The sequence below is a fragment of the Cupriavidus sp. FW306-01-F10A genome (genome assembly GCF_058782785.1).
Window position 1 is genome coordinate 148,602 of record NZ_JBYSYA010000013.1, and the last position, 14,901, is coordinate 163,502.

Annotated in this window: 16 protein-coding genes and 2 pseudogenes; 5 read left to right on the forward strand and 13 right to left on the reverse strand. The window is 66.8% G+C overall.

Going from position 1 to position 14,901, the window contains the following annotated elements; all coding sequences use genetic code 11:
* Nucleotides 1–39: 39 nt before the first annotated feature.
* Together AC3WLF_RS19605 and AC3WLF_RS19610 are read left to right on the forward strand one after the other, a co-directional pair.
* Nucleotides 40–891, forward strand: a complete 852-nt coding sequence (locus AC3WLF_RS19605) for a TauD/TfdA dioxygenase family protein (RefSeq protein WP_492353255.1) — start codon at nucleotides 40–42, stop codon at nucleotides 889–891.
* Between the two features lie 120 nt (nucleotides 892–1,011).
* Nucleotides 1,012–1,223: pseudogene (locus AC3WLF_RS19610) on the forward strand (transposase); the annotation flags it as partial.
* Here the strand turns inward: AC3WLF_RS19610 and AC3WLF_RS19615 are convergent.
* The 11 genes from AC3WLF_RS19615 to AC3WLF_RS19665 form a co-directional block, all read right to left on the reverse strand.
* The gene (locus tag AC3WLF_RS19615; protein ID WP_492358681.1) at nucleotides 1,204–1,788 is read right to left on the reverse strand and encodes a GNAT family N-acetyltransferase; all 585 of its coding nucleotides are present in this window, start codon (nucleotides 1,786–1,788) and stop codon (nucleotides 1,204–1,206) included. The pseudogene AC3WLF_RS19610 and the gene AC3WLF_RS19615 sit on opposite strands and share 20 nt — an antisense overlap.
* Before the next feature lie 43 nt (nucleotides 1,789–1,831).
* Complete coding sequence (locus AC3WLF_RS19620; protein WP_010811407.1) at nucleotides 1,832–2,230, reverse strand: DUF350 domain-containing protein; 399 nt, start codon at nucleotides 2,228–2,230, stop codon at nucleotides 1,832–1,834.
* Nucleotides 2,231–2,292: 62 nt separating this feature from the next.
* Nucleotides 2,293–3,018 (reverse strand): hypothetical protein, encoded by a 726-nt coding sequence (locus AC3WLF_RS19625; RefSeq protein ID WP_492358682.1) that lies wholly within the window; start codon nucleotides 3,016–3,018, stop codon nucleotides 2,293–2,295.
* A gap of 6 nt (nucleotides 3,019–3,024) precedes the next feature.
* Nucleotides 3,025–4,200, reverse strand: a complete 1,176-nt coding sequence (locus AC3WLF_RS19630) for a glutathionylspermidine synthase family protein (protein WP_492358683.1) — start codon at nucleotides 4,198–4,200, stop codon at nucleotides 3,025–3,027.
* A complete protein-coding gene (locus AC3WLF_RS19635) occupies nucleotides 4,200–5,594 on the reverse strand; it encodes a saccharopine dehydrogenase NADP-binding domain-containing protein (RefSeq protein WP_492358684.1) in 1,395 nt (464 codons plus the stop codon). The genes AC3WLF_RS19630 and AC3WLF_RS19635 overlap by 1 nt, the downstream gene beginning before the upstream one ends.
* Nucleotides 5,595–5,784: 190 nt before the next feature.
* On the reverse strand, nucleotides 5,785–6,729 hold the full coding sequence (gene hutG / locus AC3WLF_RS19640) for a formimidoylglutamase (RefSeq protein WP_492321520.1): 945 nt from the start codon (nucleotides 6,727–6,729) through the stop codon (nucleotides 5,785–5,787).
* A gap of 2 nt (nucleotides 6,730–6,731) precedes the next feature.
* Complete coding sequence (locus AC3WLF_RS19645) at nucleotides 6,732–7,493, reverse strand: amino acid ABC transporter ATP-binding protein (protein WP_492321519.1); 762 nt, start codon at nucleotides 7,491–7,493, stop codon at nucleotides 6,732–6,734.
* Entirely contained in the window at nucleotides 7,490–8,158 is a 669-nt protein-coding gene (locus AC3WLF_RS19650) for an amino acid ABC transporter permease (RefSeq protein ID WP_492321518.1), read from the reverse strand. Before AC3WLF_RS19650 ends, AC3WLF_RS19645 begins: the two co-directional genes overlap by 4 nt.
* A gap of 18 nt (nucleotides 8,159–8,176) precedes the next feature.
* A complete protein-coding gene (locus tag AC3WLF_RS19655) occupies nucleotides 8,177–8,932 on the reverse strand; it encodes a glutamine ABC transporter substrate-binding protein (protein WP_492358685.1) in 756 nt (251 codons plus the stop codon).
* A gap of 80 nt (nucleotides 8,933–9,012) precedes the next feature.
* Nucleotides 9,013–9,807, reverse strand: coding sequence for an IclR family transcriptional regulator (locus tag AC3WLF_RS19660; RefSeq protein ID WP_492357385.1), 795 nt, complete (start codon nucleotides 9,805–9,807; stop codon nucleotides 9,013–9,015).
* 134 nt (nucleotides 9,808–9,941) lie between these two features.
* Nucleotides 9,942–10,601 (reverse strand): methyltransferase family protein, encoded by a 660-nt coding sequence (locus AC3WLF_RS19665; RefSeq protein ID WP_492353371.1) that lies wholly within the window; start codon nucleotides 10,599–10,601, stop codon nucleotides 9,942–9,944.
* Nucleotides 10,602–10,747: 146 nt separating this feature from the next.
* Here AC3WLF_RS19665 and AC3WLF_RS19670 point away from each other — a divergent pair, with 146 nt between their 5' ends.
* Both AC3WLF_RS19670 and AC3WLF_RS19675 read left to right on the forward strand, forming a co-directional pair.
* Nucleotides 10,748–11,071 (forward strand): nucleotide pyrophosphohydrolase, encoded by a 324-nt coding sequence (locus tag AC3WLF_RS19670; protein WP_010811417.1) that lies wholly within the window; start codon nucleotides 10,748–10,750, stop codon nucleotides 11,069–11,071.
* Nucleotides 11,072–11,448: 377 nt separating this feature from the next.
* Nucleotides 11,449–11,862, forward strand: a pseudogene (locus AC3WLF_RS19675) (lecithin retinol acyltransferase family protein); the annotation flags it as partial.
* Nucleotides 11,863–12,963: 1,101 nt separating this feature from the next.
* Here the strand turns inward: AC3WLF_RS19675 and AC3WLF_RS19680 are convergent.
* Entirely contained in the window at nucleotides 12,964–13,467 is a 504-nt protein-coding gene (locus tag AC3WLF_RS19680; protein WP_492321512.1) for a DUF2938 domain-containing protein, read from the reverse strand.
* Nucleotides 13,460–14,350, reverse strand: a complete 891-nt coding sequence (locus tag AC3WLF_RS19685; RefSeq protein ID WP_492358686.1) for a class I SAM-dependent methyltransferase — start codon at nucleotides 14,348–14,350, stop codon at nucleotides 13,460–13,462. The genes AC3WLF_RS19680 and AC3WLF_RS19685 overlap by 8 nt, the downstream gene beginning before the upstream one ends.
* A gap of 74 nt (nucleotides 14,351–14,424) precedes the next feature.
* Here AC3WLF_RS19685 and AC3WLF_RS19690 point away from each other — a divergent pair, with 74 nt between their 5' ends.
* Entirely contained in the window at nucleotides 14,425–14,859 is a 435-nt protein-coding gene (locus AC3WLF_RS19690) for a helix-turn-helix domain-containing protein (RefSeq protein WP_492353373.1), read from the forward strand.
* Nucleotides 14,860–14,901 lie beyond the last annotated feature (42 nt).

Below are 14,901 nucleotides of genomic sequence, written 5' to 3' on the forward strand. Positions count from 1 at the left end.
GCGCCCCACTCGCTCCCTTACGCACATCAAGGAGACGCAATGGCAATGCAAGTTTTGCCGCAGGAGGCCCCCTGCGGTGCGCTGGTCAGGGGCCTGGACCTGAAGCAGGCACTGACCGATGCGCAAGTCGCAGAAATTCGCCGGCACTGGCTTGAGCACAAGGTCCTTGCCTTCACCGACCAGGACCTGGCCATCGAGGACATCGAACGCTTCGCGTCAACGATCGGCCCGCTCGGCAGCGATCCCTATTTCACCGCCATCCCTGGCCATCCCCATGTCGCGCAAGTTCGGCGCGATGCCAACGAGCGCACGCCGATCTTTGCCGAGTCCTGGCACTCGGACTGGAGCTTCCTGGCGCAGCCACCGGCGGCTACGGTGCTATACGGCAATGTCATTCCGCCAGTGGGTGGTGACACGCTGTTCGCCGACCAGTACGCCGCCTGGGACGCGCTGCCGGAGGAACTGAAATCACTGGTGGCCGGAAGGCAAGGGGTCCATTCCGCGCGGCGCGGCTATTCGCGGCAGGGCGCGTATGGTGAGAAGGACAAGGGGCGCTCGATGGTTATCCGCTATTCGGATAGTGCGCTGGCAACGCAGCTACATCCCATTGCGCGCAAGCATCCCGAAACCGGGCGCACTGCGTTGTTCGTCAGCATGGGTTATACGATCGGCATCGATGGCATGAGCGATGAGGAGGCGGCGCCGATCCTGCGTGCGCTGTTTGAACACCAGGCCAGGCCGGAGTTTGTGTATCGCCATCGGTGGTCGCAGGGGATGCTTGTCGTTTGGGATAACCGCTGCGTGAACCATGCGGCGACTGGTGGCTATGATGGGTACGATCGCCTGTTGCATCGGATTACTGTGGAGGAGCGCGGCGATCGCGCCGGCTGACGCTCCGGGCGGACGTTGGGGGCCGACGGGATGACGGCGACTGTATGACTTGCCTCAGTCCGGGTGCGGCGAAGCCAGCCGGTATCCCGGCTCCCAGCCGGGCGCCAGGCGCCCGGCGGCAAGGGGCGCCGCGCCGTGGCGGCGGCGCACAAGCCCGTGTATGCGGCCCCCAGTGCGGAGGCTGCGCTGGCCGAGCTGGAGGCCTTCGACCAAGACAAAGGGGTAAGGACTACTCCCCGATCGCCGCGTCCTGACGTCGCGTCTGGGATCAGGTGATCCCGCTCTTTGCCTTTCCGCCGGCGATCCGCAAGATCATTTACACAACAAATGCCACTTGAGCGCTGCGAGCCGCTTCATGCCAATGAGGTCCCAGTGATATTCCACTTCAGTCAGTACCACTGAGCCCCGGGTCGAGACGCGCCGGTCTAGCAGTCGTCCGCCGGCACGTTCGTAGAACTTGCGCGCCCGTGCATTTTCCTCGAGTGACCACAGGCGCATCGAACTGGAACCTCGCCTCAACAAGGCTGACGCGCAGCACGACAGAAGCCTCAGTCCGACACGCTTGTCATGAAACGCCTGCAGTACGTAGAGGGCGTAGACCTCTCCCCGACATTCCTGCTCTGCTTCGCGACATGGTCCGCAATCGGAAAAGCCGACGACTTCAGCCTCACTGGTCGCGACGAAACAGGCTATCGATGGGTCCGCGAGAATGCGATACCTGGCTGGCAGCCGGCTTTCCGCTGTCACATTCGCAAGCATATCCTTGGGAAGCAGCTCGCCATATGCTTGATGCCAGCAAAGCGCATGAACCGCCGAAATCGCAGCTGCATCGGCTTGGGTGGCAAGTCGGATGGTCAGGTCTTCCTGATGCGGGCGATCGGGCATTGGTCTGGTCATGTGGTTGCTAATGGAACCTCGCGATCCTCGGCCCAAGATCACCTCAAGTCAAACAAGCCGCATTAACCACCCCCACCGCCAGCGAAATCACCCCCATCACCGCCCCAACCCCCCGGTTATCACTGGAAATAGCCTCACCAACACCCCCCAAGGCCCGCGCCACCACCAGATAAGCCAACACCTGCACCGCAAACGCCCCAAACGCCCACAACAAAAACATCCCAAACGTAGCGTTGTGCTGAATGCTCGACGACAACGTCAGCGAGAACCCCAGCACCGCACCGCCCAGCGACAACGCCGCAGCAACATTGCCCTCGCGGATCAGCTGGAATTCCCGATGCGGCGTCACCCGCGTATAAACCAGCAGGAACAGCCCCAGCATGGCAAAGCTGGTGACGATATAGATCAGGTAGGCAAGCGCCGGGTGCATGGCATTGACCATAGGTTGGACTCGTTGTCAGTTGTCAGGGATGTAAATACGACATGGCGATCGGCAGGCGGCACTCAGCCGCCGCCGGAGCGTCCGGAGCTGCCGAAGCGGCTGGTGAAGCCGCCGCGCGATACCACCGGCGCGCGCGATACCGCCGCGGCGCGCATGGACAGGCCCATGGAGCGTCCGCCGCTGAGGGAGCTGCGGCGTACGGTGGCTTCTTCCACCATCGCGGCGTGCGGGGTGGCGTTGGTGAAGGATTGCGTGCGCGTGCCGGTGCTGTCGTAGACGTTCATCGGGCGCAGCGGGCCGGCGGACATGTCCCGCTGGGTCTGGGTGCCGTTGGGGTGGTAGACGGTGCCGCTGGAAGTGTAGTACGGGCCGTACCAGCGCGCGTAGTACAGGCTGCTGCCGTGGCTGGTGCCGGAGCCGCCGGTGGCGGTGTCGCTGGCGGATGCGTTCAGGCTGGAGCTGTAGATCGTGCTGGGGTCGTCGACCGGCACGCTTTCGCAGTCGTTGGGGATGTTCCAGTCGGCTTCGCAGTCTTCCAGCGTGGCGTAGCTGGCGCGGCGCACGGTCACGCCGGGATCGTCGTCGGCGTCGTCGCTGCAGGAGCCGAGTGCCGCCACGCCGGCCACCACGGCGCAGGCGCCGATGATCCACAGCGTGGGCGAACTGCGTTTCTGCTCGCCCGCATAGGGCTGCGGCTGCCACGCGGACCTGGGCGATCCCTTTGGCTTGGGCTGGTACGGGCTGCCGTACTTCGACGGCTTGCGGCCGTTGTTGTTCTTCTTTGCCATCGGTCCTTACTCGTTCATGAAGTAGTGTGGAACGAAGAAACTGGTGTTCTTGGCGATGGGCCCGGATTCCTCGCGCACGCACAGGCCGCTGGGCACGTCGTCGACGATCCATACGCCCAGCGTGGTGTAGCGGCCGTCAAAGCGACGCGCCGGGGAATAGGCCTGGTAGATGAAGCCTTCGGCGCCGTATTCGCCGGGGTTGTGGACGTGGCCGCCTTCCGGGGTGGCCAGGGTCACGCTCTCGCCTTCGCGTGACAGGAAGGGCTTTTTGGCGTGCGGCTGACCGGCGAAGTGGCTGGGGTCGAAGCTGGCTTCCAGCAGGTTGGGATGGCCGGGAAAGAGCTCCCACAGGATCGGCAGGATGGCCTTGTTGGACAGCACGGCCTTCCACGGCGGCTCGACCCAGCGCACGGGGCTGTGTGGCAGCTGGTCGCGGTAGTCGGAGGTGGCCATCCATTCCCACGGATAGAGCTTGAAGACGACTTCCATCGGCACGTTGTCGGCGTCATAGAAGTTGCCGCGGCCGTCGGTGCCGATGTCTTGCAGGTCGACCAGCTTGACGGACCAGCCGGCCTGCAGCGCGGTGTCCATCAGGTACTCGGTGTTGCAGATGTCTTCCTGGCTGTCGAACATGCACGCAAGGTGCAGCAGGCTGGCGTTGCGGTAGTGCTTGCGCAGCCATTGCCAGCGCGCCACCAGCGCGTCGTGCAGGCTGTTGAACTGGTCGGCCTGGGGCTGCACGGTGTCTTTCCAGTACCACTGCGCGACGGCGGATTCGATCAGCGAGGTCGGGGTGTCGGCGTTGAACTCATACAGCTTGGGCGCGCCGTGCTGGTCCAGCGTCATGTCGAAGCGGCCGAACAGCGTGGGCTCGTCGCGGTCCCAGGAGGTGCGGATCAGTTGCGCGAAGTCCTTGTCGATCGCCAGGCGCGCGAACAGGTCGTGGTCGATCACGTGCTGCACGGCTTCCAGGCAGCGCTGGTTCAGGTCGTACGCGGCGGCGTAGAGCGTTTCCACCTCTTGCTTGCTGAAGGCGTAGGCGGCGTCTTCGCGCCAGTAGAAGAAGGTGTTGTCATCGACTTCACGCGGGACGTTGAATTCGTCCAGCGAATGGAAGTGGAAGCCGACCTTCTCAAGTTCGCGCGGCCAGTTGGGGCGCGGGGTCTGGGGGATGCGTTGCATCAGCAGGCCATTGTCAGGGGCGATGGATCGGGCTGGGCCAAGGCGTCGTCCAGCAGGAAGTCGGTGAAGGCGAGCGACGTGGCGCCGGGCTGCGGCAGCCAGTCGGTGAACTGCACGCTGAGCGGTGCCCACCAGTGCGCGGCGTCGGCCAGCACGGGGCGGAAGTCGAGCGCATCCGATTCCACCACGCCGCGCGCCGGGTTGGCCAGCATCGACCGCATGCCGGCGACCAGGCTCGATGCCACCTGCAGGCTGGTGGCGGTGTTGTACGGCGCCAGCGAGCGCGCGCGTTGGGTGGAGAGGCGCGATCCGTACCAGACCGCGCCATGGCGGCCGCTCATCAGCAGCACGCCCAGTTCGTCCTCGCCGCACTGGATCTCGTCGCGCAGGATGCGTTCGCCGCGCACGCGCGGGGCGGCGCGTTCGTCGAGCCATTGCATCGAGGTTTGCGTGGCGGATGTCGGGCGGTAGGCGTAGTAGACGGTGGGCCGGTACAGCGGCTGGCCGGCAGGCTGGTCGGTCAGGTATTCGGCGATCGAGATCGATTCGTTGTGCGTGATCAGGTACGCATCGAACGGGCCGTGCACCGGCGACCATGACCGCACGCGCGTGCGGTGCCCTGGCCGATCCAGTGCGATGGCCGCGCCGCTGCCGTAGCCGTGGCGATAGCCATCGGGCGGCAGCGCGGGCTCATGGCTGCCCCAGCCGAGTTCGGCGTCCTGCAGGCATTCGGTGATAAAGCCTTCGGCCGACCAGGTGTTGGCGAACTCGCCGTCGCGCGGATAGCCGGGGGCTTGCTGGCTGTCGTACTCGGCGACCTGGATCACGCGCACGTCCAGTGATCGCGCCAGGGCAGCCCAGCTGGCGCGATCCTGGGGCTCCTGCTGATTCAAGCCGACATTGCCGGCCAGTTCCATCAGCGCGGCCTTGACCAGCACCGAGACCAGCCCAGGGTTGGCGCCGTGCGCCACCAACGCGGTCGGCTGCGTCTCGCGGCTGCGGGCGAAGGCCAGCAGTTCATGGCGCAGCGCGTAGTTGCTCAGGTGCGAGGCCTGCGGGTCGGCCTCATAGTCCCACGGTTCGATGCCGGCATCGACATAGAACGTGCCGTGCGCCTGCGCCAGCGCGATCAGGTCGCGGCTGCAGACGGACGGCGCCAGGTTCAGCAGGAAAGTGCCAGGCCGCAGCAGCGGGCCCAGCATCGCTTCAAAGTTGCCGGCCGTGATGGTGGCTTCGATGGCATCCAGCCCGTGGCGGGCGGCCAGTTGCTGGCGCGCGGCGTCGAGCACGCGGTCCACCACGGTAATCGCTGCCCGCGGCCAGGTTCGTTCCAGCAGCGGCAGCACGGCCTGGCCGATGCAGCCAAAGCCGACGATAACGATTTGTTCGATCACGCAGACCCTTCCGCCCGTAACCGGCGATGGGCGGCCTGGGGCGCGGCAAGACGGCCACGCCGGCGCAGGACTGCCCTCGCCTCGCTTTATCAATTCTGATCGGAATCGCTTAATGTAGCGAAGGGCAATACTATAGCCGGGCGCGGCTGGTGCCAACCGCCGCGCGGCTTGGGGGGGCGTGACTTGCCTGTCAGCCGAACAGGCGCCAGGCCAGCCGCGCCGCCACGCGCGCGCCCTGGTGGTCGCGGTCGTACTGCGGGTTGTACTCGGCCAGGTCGGCCACGCGCAGCTTGCCGCTGCGGCGCGCAAGCATGGCCACTTCCTCCACCACCGGCAAGGGCACGCCATAGGCGGCGGGTGCCGACACGCCCGGCATCACGGCCGCGGGCAGTGCGTCGAGGTCGATGGTCAGGTACACGTGGTCCGTGGCATCGATGCGCGCCGCCAGTTCCGCGAGGCGCGATGCCAGGTGGCGCTCCTGCATGTCCACGTCTTCGACGTAGCAGACGCCCAGCGCATCGGCGCGGCTGAACAGCGCCGGCGTGTTGCTGAGGCGGCTGACGCCGAGGCAGACATAGTCGAACGGCTGCCCGCGCTCGGCGCAGGCGTTGGCGATCTGGTCGAACGGCGTGCCGGAGCTTGCGGGTCGGCTGGTGCGCAGGTCGAAGTGGGCGTCGATATTGATGATGAGCACGCGCCCGCCATCGTCCTGCGCATCCAGGTGCGCGCGCAGGCCTTGCCACGTGCCCCAGGCCACTTCATGGCCGCCGCCGAGCACCAGCGGCAGCCCGCCGCGCGCCAGCACGTCGCGCACGGTGCCCGCCAGCGCCAGCTGGGCTGATTCCAGGTCGCCGTCGTCACAGCTGACATTGCCGGCGTCGTATAGCGCGGGCAGCCCGTGCGCCGGCACGTTGGCCAGCGCCTGGCGGATGGCGTCGGGGCCGTGCGCGGCGCCGGGACGGCCCTGGTTGCGCAGCACGCCGGCGTCGCAATTGAAACCGAGCAGCACCGGCGCGCCGTCGAGGGGCGTCACGTCCGCTGCTTCCAGCGCATGCACGATGCGGAACAGGCGCGTGGTGTCGCCACGCTCGCCGTCGTCGACACGGCCCTGCCAGAGGTTCTGGGTCACAGCCATCGTCACGCCCGCGTCAGCACGGCCTGCAGGAAGCCGCGCGTGCGTTCCTGCGTCGGCGCCGAGAAGATGACCGACGGCGGCCCGGCCTCGATGATGCCGCCGCCATCCATGACCACCACCACATCGGCCACTTCGCGGGCGAAGCCCATTTCATGGGTGACCACGACCATGGTCATGCCTTCGGCGGCCAGCACCTTCATCACCTGCAGCACTTCGCCCACCAGTTCGGGGTCCAGCGCGGAGGTCGGCTCGTCGAACAGCATTACGCGCGGCTCCATGGCCAGTGCGCGGGCAATGGCCACGCGCTGCTTCTGGCCGCCGGACAGGCTGGCGGGCATGGCGTGGGCCTTGTGCGCAAGGCCAACCTTCTCAAGCAGGCCCGTCGCCTTGCGCTCGGCTTCCTCGCGCGAGGCGCCGCGCAGCATGCGGGGACCCACCGTGACGTTGTGCAGCACCGACAGGTGCGGGAACAGGTTGAACGACTGGAACACCATGCCCACTTCGGTGCGCAGCTGGTTCAGCTCGTGCTCGCCGATCAGCTGGCCGTCGGTCACCAGGCGCTTGCCGACGATGTCGATGGTGCCGGCCTCGGGTTGTTCCAGGCCGTTGCAGCAGCGCAGGAAGGTGCTCTTGCCCGAGCCGCTGGGGCCGATCACGACCACGACCTGCGACGGCTCCACATCGAAGTCGATGCCGCGCAAGACGGTATGGCCGCCGAACGATTTGCCCAGGTTCCGGATCCGGATGATTGCGGAATCGCTCATTGCACCATGCCTCCCATGCGCAGCCGTTGTTCGGCGCGCCGCAGGATCAGCCCGGCCGCGCTCGTCAGGATCAGATAAACCAGCGCGATCGCCAGATAGACTTCCAGCGACCGGTACGACACGCTGATGATCTTCTGGCCCTCATGCATCAGGTCGGCAATGGTCAGCAGCGACACCAGCGCCGAGTTCTTGATGAGGGCGATGAATTCGTTGCCCAGCGGCGGAATCATGCGCACGATGGCCTGCGGCAGGATCACCGCGCGCATGGCCTGGCCGGACGACATGCCGATCGAGCGCGCGGCTTCCATCTGGCCCTTGTCCACGGACTGGATCGCGCCGCGGACGATCTCCGACACATAGGCGCCGGAATAGATGCCCAGCCCGATCACGCCGCACACAAAGGCCGGCAGCAGGATGTTGAACTGCGGCAGCCCGAAGAACAGCAGGAACAGCTGCACCAGCAGCGGCGTGCCGCGGATGAAGGTCACGTAGGCGGTGCAGATGCCGAAGATGAAGCGGCGCTTCGGGTCCAGCCGGCCGATGCCGACCAGCAGGCCCATGACGCAGCCCAGCACCAGCGCGCAGGCCGTCACCTCCACGGTGATGACGGCGCCGTGGACGATGTCATGCCAGCCGGCAAAGACAGGAGAAAAATCCAATTCCATGATGATGATCCGCGCGGCTTACTTGGCGGCCGTGCCGAACCATTTCTGGGTCAGCTTGGCGTAGGTGCCATCGGCCTTCACCTTGGCGAGTGCCGCATTGAGGGCGCGGGTCAGCTCGGGCGTGTCCTTGCGCACGGCCATGCCGTATTCCTCGGTGGTCAGTTGCTGCTCCACCATGCGCAGGCCGCCGCGGGTCTTGACGTACTGCATCGCGGCCGGCTTGCCGGTCACGGCGGCATCGGCGCGGCCGATCTCGACCAGGTTGAACATTTCCTGGTTCTTCTCGACTTCCACGCGTTGCACCTGCGGATACGTGTCGCGCAGGAAGCTGACCGACTTGGTGCCCACCTGCACGCTGACCTTCTTGCCGTTCAGGTCGGCCGGGGCGTGGACGGTGGTGTTGCCGCTCTTGACCAGCGCCACCAGGCCGCCGACGTAGTACGGCTCGGTGAAGTCCACCACCTTGCGGCGCTCGGGGGTGATGTAGATGCCGGACACTGCCATGTCGAAGCGGCGCGAGACCAGCCCCGGGATCAGGCCCTTGAAGTCGATGTCGGTCCATTCGACCCGCTTGCCCATGGTCTTGGCCATGGCCTCAACCAGCTCCACGTCAAAGCCGGTGCGCTTGCCGTTCTCGATAAATTCCATCGGCGGGAAGGTGGCGTCGGTGGCCACGCGCAGCACGGCATTGTCCTGCGCGTGCGCGGCGGTGCCGAGGGTCAGGGCGGTCAGGGTTGCCAGGCCGGCCATCAGGCATTTGCGACGAAGGTTCATGGAAGTCTCCTATTCTCGGGAACGAGGGATCTGCCGTCGCATGGATTTGCCGACGGCGGCGGTAACGAATTGCTTGGTATTCAGTAAGACTGCAGCCGCGCGGAAATCCGCATCGCCGCTGCCACGGTCATGTCGATCAGCGCGGTCTCGCGCCCTTGCCGCCGCGTGGCCGGCACCATCAGCGTGATGGAGCCCAGCGCATCGGCCTTGCTGCGCCGCGAGAACAGCGGCGCGCTCACGCCCCACACGCCCGGATCCACCTCGCCCTCGCTGACGGCGTAGCCGGTCTCGCGAATGGCGCCCAGCTCGGCCAGCAGCCGTTCGGCTTCGCCTGGCTCGCACTGGGCCCGGACCAGGCGCTCGCGCGCTTCGTCGCGCATGAACGCCAGCAGCGATTTGGCCGATGCACCGGCGCGCAGCGGCACGCCGCGGCCCTTCTCGAACGAGCAGCGCAGCGACTGGCGGCTCTCCACCATCTCCAGGCACACCACGTGATCCTTGACGGCGACGACCAGGCCCACGCTTTCATCGGACTGCTGCGCCAGCAGCTGCATGTCGGGCAGGGCTTCGCGCGCCAGATGCGAGGCCATGTCAAAGCCAAGCGCCAGTTGCAGGCTGATCGGGCCCGGCGCGTATTCGCCGTCGGACTCCAGCACGAAGCCCCAGCGCTTGAGCAACATCAGCTGCCGGTAGAGCGTGCTCTTGGGCAGGCCCGTCTTGGCAACCAGCTCGCGCACCGTGATCGGCGCGCCGTGTTGCGCCAGCGCCGCCAGCACGAACAGCACGCGATCGGCACCGCCCGCGGGCTGGGCGGGTTCGGCAGGCGCGGAGGTCGCGGGCTTCACGGTGGTGGGGTTGTCGACGGCATTCAACATAGGGCCCAAGAATAGGACCTGATTCCCAGAAATCAAAACCTAGAGTCCCGGAAAATGGGAATGAATGACTAGGGATAACCCTTGGTGACTGGCGATTTGATCCGCCAAGTGCGCGGGGCGCCGCTGCGCCGCGCTCAGTAGATGCCCGGCAGCATGCGCCAGGTCCGGTCGCAGTACGATGCGTACTCGTCGCCAAACTGGTCGCGCAGCAGCGCTTCTTCCGCCCGGATGCGCGCCAGCAGCACCGGCACCATCAGCAGCGTCAGCACCACGCCCACGCCGGAGCGGAATGCCAGTACCCATCCCAGCGAACTGACCAGGAAGCCGAGGTAGCTCGGATGCCGGATCACGCCATAGATGCCGGTGGTCACCAGCGTGTGCCCCGGCTGGATCGCCACCAGCCCGCTGAAGCGCCGCCCCAGCACGAACACCGGCCACAGCCGCAGCACGCCGCCGCCGGCAAACAGCGCCACGCCGATCCAGCGCATGGTGTCGCCATCGAGCGTCCAGAAGCCGATGCGGTCGGTAAAGGGCGGCAGGTACGCCGCCAGCAGCCCCAGCACGCCAAACACTGCCAGCACCCAGCGGTTGCCGCGGTCCTCGCGCATGCCGCTGCTGATATTGCCGCCGGAGAACAGTGCGGCGATGGACAGGGCGAACAGGACCAGGGTCAGGGCCACACGCGCCGGGTGCGCGAAGAAGGGGGCGATGCCACCCCAGCCTGCAATGGCGATGGCCAGGTAGGCGAGCGTGCCGGCGAGAGTGGCAATTGCCAGGCCGGGAGTCGGGCGCATGGGGAACCTCCGTTGCGGCGGTGGATGCACAAGCGAAGGGTAAGCCTCAGGCCGCCCGGGTGTCGAGGGTGGCCGGGTCGTGATTAAATCTGCGTCTTGCGCCGGCGCATTGCCGGCGCGCTGTGAACCGCTTTCGTCACACCATCATGCCCCTGATCGACATCAAGAACCTCCAGCAAGCCGCCCAAGACTTCGGCAAGGCCCGTAACTGGGGCAAGTACCACAGCCCCAAGAACCTCGCGATGGCGCTGAGCGTGGAGGTGTCCGAGCTGGTCGAGATCTTCCAGTGGCAGACCGACGCGGAATCGCGCGCCATCATGTCCACCGACGAGCGCGAGCATGTGGAGCAAGAGCTTGCCGATATCACCATCTACCTGGCGCAGCTGGTGACGGCGCTGGGCGTGGACCTGGACGCGGCGATCCGCGCCAAGATGGAGATGAACGCCAGGAAGTACCCGCTGCCGGAATGAGCCGCCCGGCGCAGGGTGTGTCGCCGCCATCGCGATGCCTTGCCGGCGGCTTGATGCTTTGATCAATGGATCGTGGCGGTGCTCGGAATTTGATCATTTGATCAAACCGGCCGAGCCCTGTTTCTGCGGTGCACGGCCGCTCGGCATCGGGCCGTATCTCGCATCCCTCGCTTCGCCCCCCTTCATGCAACGCCCACACCACTAGGTGCCCACCTCACCCGTCACTGGCACGCCCCATGCAGTCATAGGGCATGGCCCGACAGAGGCCTGCAACGGAGACGGTGATGGCATCCCTCGGTGAAACGACGAAGACAACGGCGCAGGCCACCCACAGCCCGCACGTCCTGGCATAGCGCCTCGCCGCCGATGCAGAGCCGCCCCTCGGCGCACACCTGGTCACGCCGCGGCATGGCTATGCACACCACGGCATCTACGTCGGGCGTGGCATGGTGGTGCACTACGCTGGCTATTGCCACCGGCAGCAGCGCGGCCCGGTGGAAGAACTGAGCCTGGCCGCCTTTGCTGCCGGCCATGGCATCACGGTGTTGGGCACGCCGATGGCGCGGTACAGTGCCGCTGAATCCGTCGGCCGCGCCCGCTCACGGTTGGGCGAGGACTGCTACCGCCTGCTGACCAACAACTGCGAGCACTTCTGCATGTGGTGCCTGTACGGCGAAAGCCGCAGCGGGCAGGTGCGGCATTGCCTGATGCATCCGCTCAGCGGCCTGCGCCTGGCAGCGAGCATGCTGCTTTGCTGGTGCAAGCCTGCGTGGGACGGCGCGACGGCGTGAGCTCACGACAATGGCCGGCTCCCCGTCAGGACGCACAACAGCAGCACCCCGTTCAAAGCGAGCAGTCCGCTCACCAACAGCACGATGGGCGGGGCATCCCGAGTCCGCGCGCGCAGGCGGGTGACCCCCGGCAGCCACTCGCCTCGCGTACGCCGGGACCAGCAGGCGATGCCCGCGCCGCACATGCCCAGCCACGCCAGCGTTCCCAGCGATGTCCAGCCGCGTGGTTGCGGCGCCGGGATCGGACGAATGGAGGCTTGCTGGAGCGTCGGGCCGGAGGCTCTTTGGATTACCACAGGGGGCGCCTGAATCCCCGCTTCTGCCAATGGCTCTGACGGTGGTGGAGCGGGGAGCGGCTCCGCTGCCGGTTGAGTCGCTGGCGTCGCTAGCGTCGCTGGAGGTGGCGCGACCGCTGGCCGCGAGGCCTCGACCCTGACCGCAGCCTGCTTGTTCCTCGACGCCTCCCGCGCCCGCGCCGCCGGCGGCGTTGGTTGCGGCGCGGCAGCCCGCGGCGGTTTCCTGGCTGGATGCCGGCGCCAGCTGGCAAAGACCCGGTCCAGGCATGCCACCGACGTGCAGGCGTCCCGGCGCTCCCGCCAGGCGGCGATGTCGCTCCCTTGGATCGCGCCGGCGCGCAGCCGGCGCTGCTGGTCCGCATGGATGCGCTCGTGTTCGCGCTGGAGCATGGCGTGATCGCAGATCAGGTCGCCGGCGTGTGGCACTGAATGCAGGCAGGACGTGCCGGCGGCGAGCGGATCGTCGCAGCGCGAAGGACGCAGCGTGGTCTTGCAGGCGATATCCGACGCCTGCGCACTGGCAGCCAGCAGAAGACCGAACGCGATGCAAGCGGCCAGACGGCCCGGAAGCCTTGTCATCCTGTCGCCCGTGGATGGTGGGGATCGTCCGGCGCTGAAGCGGGCGCCGATGGACTTCTATTCTGGAGCGGCGCCAGCAATCTACGGTTCGATAGCCCACAGAAGCGGGCGGCAAACTTTTGGGCGCGGTCTCGGATGCCTGGCTGAGGCCATAAATCCGGAGAGCCGCGGAAATTTCTCCTCTACCTTGGATCTGACAACGGCAGCCTGCCGCTGTGCCCGCTTTTCAGATCACTACCAGGCTCACGACCCAACCTGCCACATAGAGCCCCAGCCCGAACACCGCATGCGTCACCAGGCTATGCACCCGTGCCACATTCGGCCGCGGCGTGCGGCTCGCGGCGATGCCGGCACCCATCGCCGGCTGCATCAGCAGGAACGGTGCGGCCACACTAACGATGCCGACGAGCAACGCGGGCGCCAGCGTCGGATGACGCGCCCAGTCGAGTCCCCATAGTCCCAGCAGGATGGCCGCGAACACGATGCCGGTCAGGTAATGCGCGATCCAGCCGATCCCGCGCTCGCCGCGCACCGGCGGCGATGCGGCGATGGGATGGTGGCAAAGGCGTCCTCGCGGCAGCCATGCGAGCCAACGGCCAACTAATCCATAGTCCAGTGCAGGCACGCCCAGCAGCCGCTTGCGCAGGATGGCCCAGGCGTCCATCACCAGCGTTGCGCCGGTGCCGATCACGATTGCATTGAACATGAGCGCCACCGATGTATCAGGCATGGGCAGTCTCGCCGGCGGTCAGTGATGAAGCCGCAGCGCGGGCGGTGATCATCCAGCAGGCAGCGGTGTAGCGCACAGTTGCGCGATGAACGTAAGGCTCGAATGCTGCGCGAACGGTTGCGACGACGCTGGCGCGTGTGCTTGCATCGGCCTCGCGCAGGGCCAGTCCGACGGGACCCAGGCGGGACAGGTAGTCCACCAGCGCAGGCTCCGGCAGCGTGCAGGCGAAGTCGATCGGCTCGACATCGATCCCGGTCCAGCCGCCCTCTTCCAGGATGGCATGCACGTGCTGGCGGTCGCCGAAGGCGAACTGCCCCGGCGCCCCCGGCTGCCGCCGCGGCAGGTTGGACAGCAGCGGTGCGGCCGCTCGCTCGGCGGTGGTCATGAACGGATTCTCTGCGGCGCTGCGCCAGGCGATGCAGTGGAGCGTGGCATCCGGTGTTGCAGCCCGGCGCAGGTTGGCAAAGGCCCGCACCGGCTCGCTGAAGAACATCACGCCCAGGCGCGACACGATGCTGTCGAAGCTTGCTGGCGCGAAGGCATAGTCCTGCGCGTCGGCGCGAATAAAGCTGGCGGTCGAGCCGCCGTGCTGCGCGCGTGCCCGTGCAGCGGCGAGCATCGGCTCGGAAATATCGATGCCGGTGCATCTGCCCTGCGCGCCGAGCCTACGCGCCAGCGCGATCGTAGTGCTGCCGGTGCCGCAGCCGACATCGAGCACATGCTGCGCGGAAGTCTTGCCGACCGTATCGACAAGCAGGCCTTCCAGCGGCCGGAACATGTCGTCGAGCACCGCCTGCTCCGCGACCCAGGCATGGCCGGACGGGCCGTTCCACAGGGCGGCCTGGTCGCCGCCGTTGCTGCTGGTCTGCTGTTGCTCACCCATGGTTGTATCCCCTTGCACGCCGTCCTGGCATGGAAGCTACACTGTGCCAGTTCAAGTCAACTTGAGGTCAAGCGGTGACAAGCCTGGATATTGCGGAAGTGGCCCGGCAGGCTGGCGTGCCGGCCTCGACGCTGCGGTACTACGAGGAAAAGGGGCTGATCGCGTCCATCGGCCGGCGCGGGATGCGGCGCATGTTCGATGCCGGCGTGCTGGATCGGCTGGCGCTGATCGCGCTGGGGCGTGCCGCCGGTTTCTCGCTGGATGACATCGCGCAGATGTTCTCGCCACAGGGCCAGCCGAACATCGACCGGCAGGTGCTGGCGGCCAAGGCGGATGAGCTGGACCGGACCATCCGCAAGCTGACTGCGATGCGCGACGGACTGCGGCATGCGGCGGTTTGTCCGGCGCCAAGCCATATGGAGTGCCCGACGTTCCAGCGGATCCTGCGGGCGGCGGCGTCGGGGGCGATTGGCGGGAGGAAGCATGCCCACGGGCTCCCAACGCACTGACGCTCCGCGCTGAACAAGCGTTTCGAATGGCCCTTTTTTGGG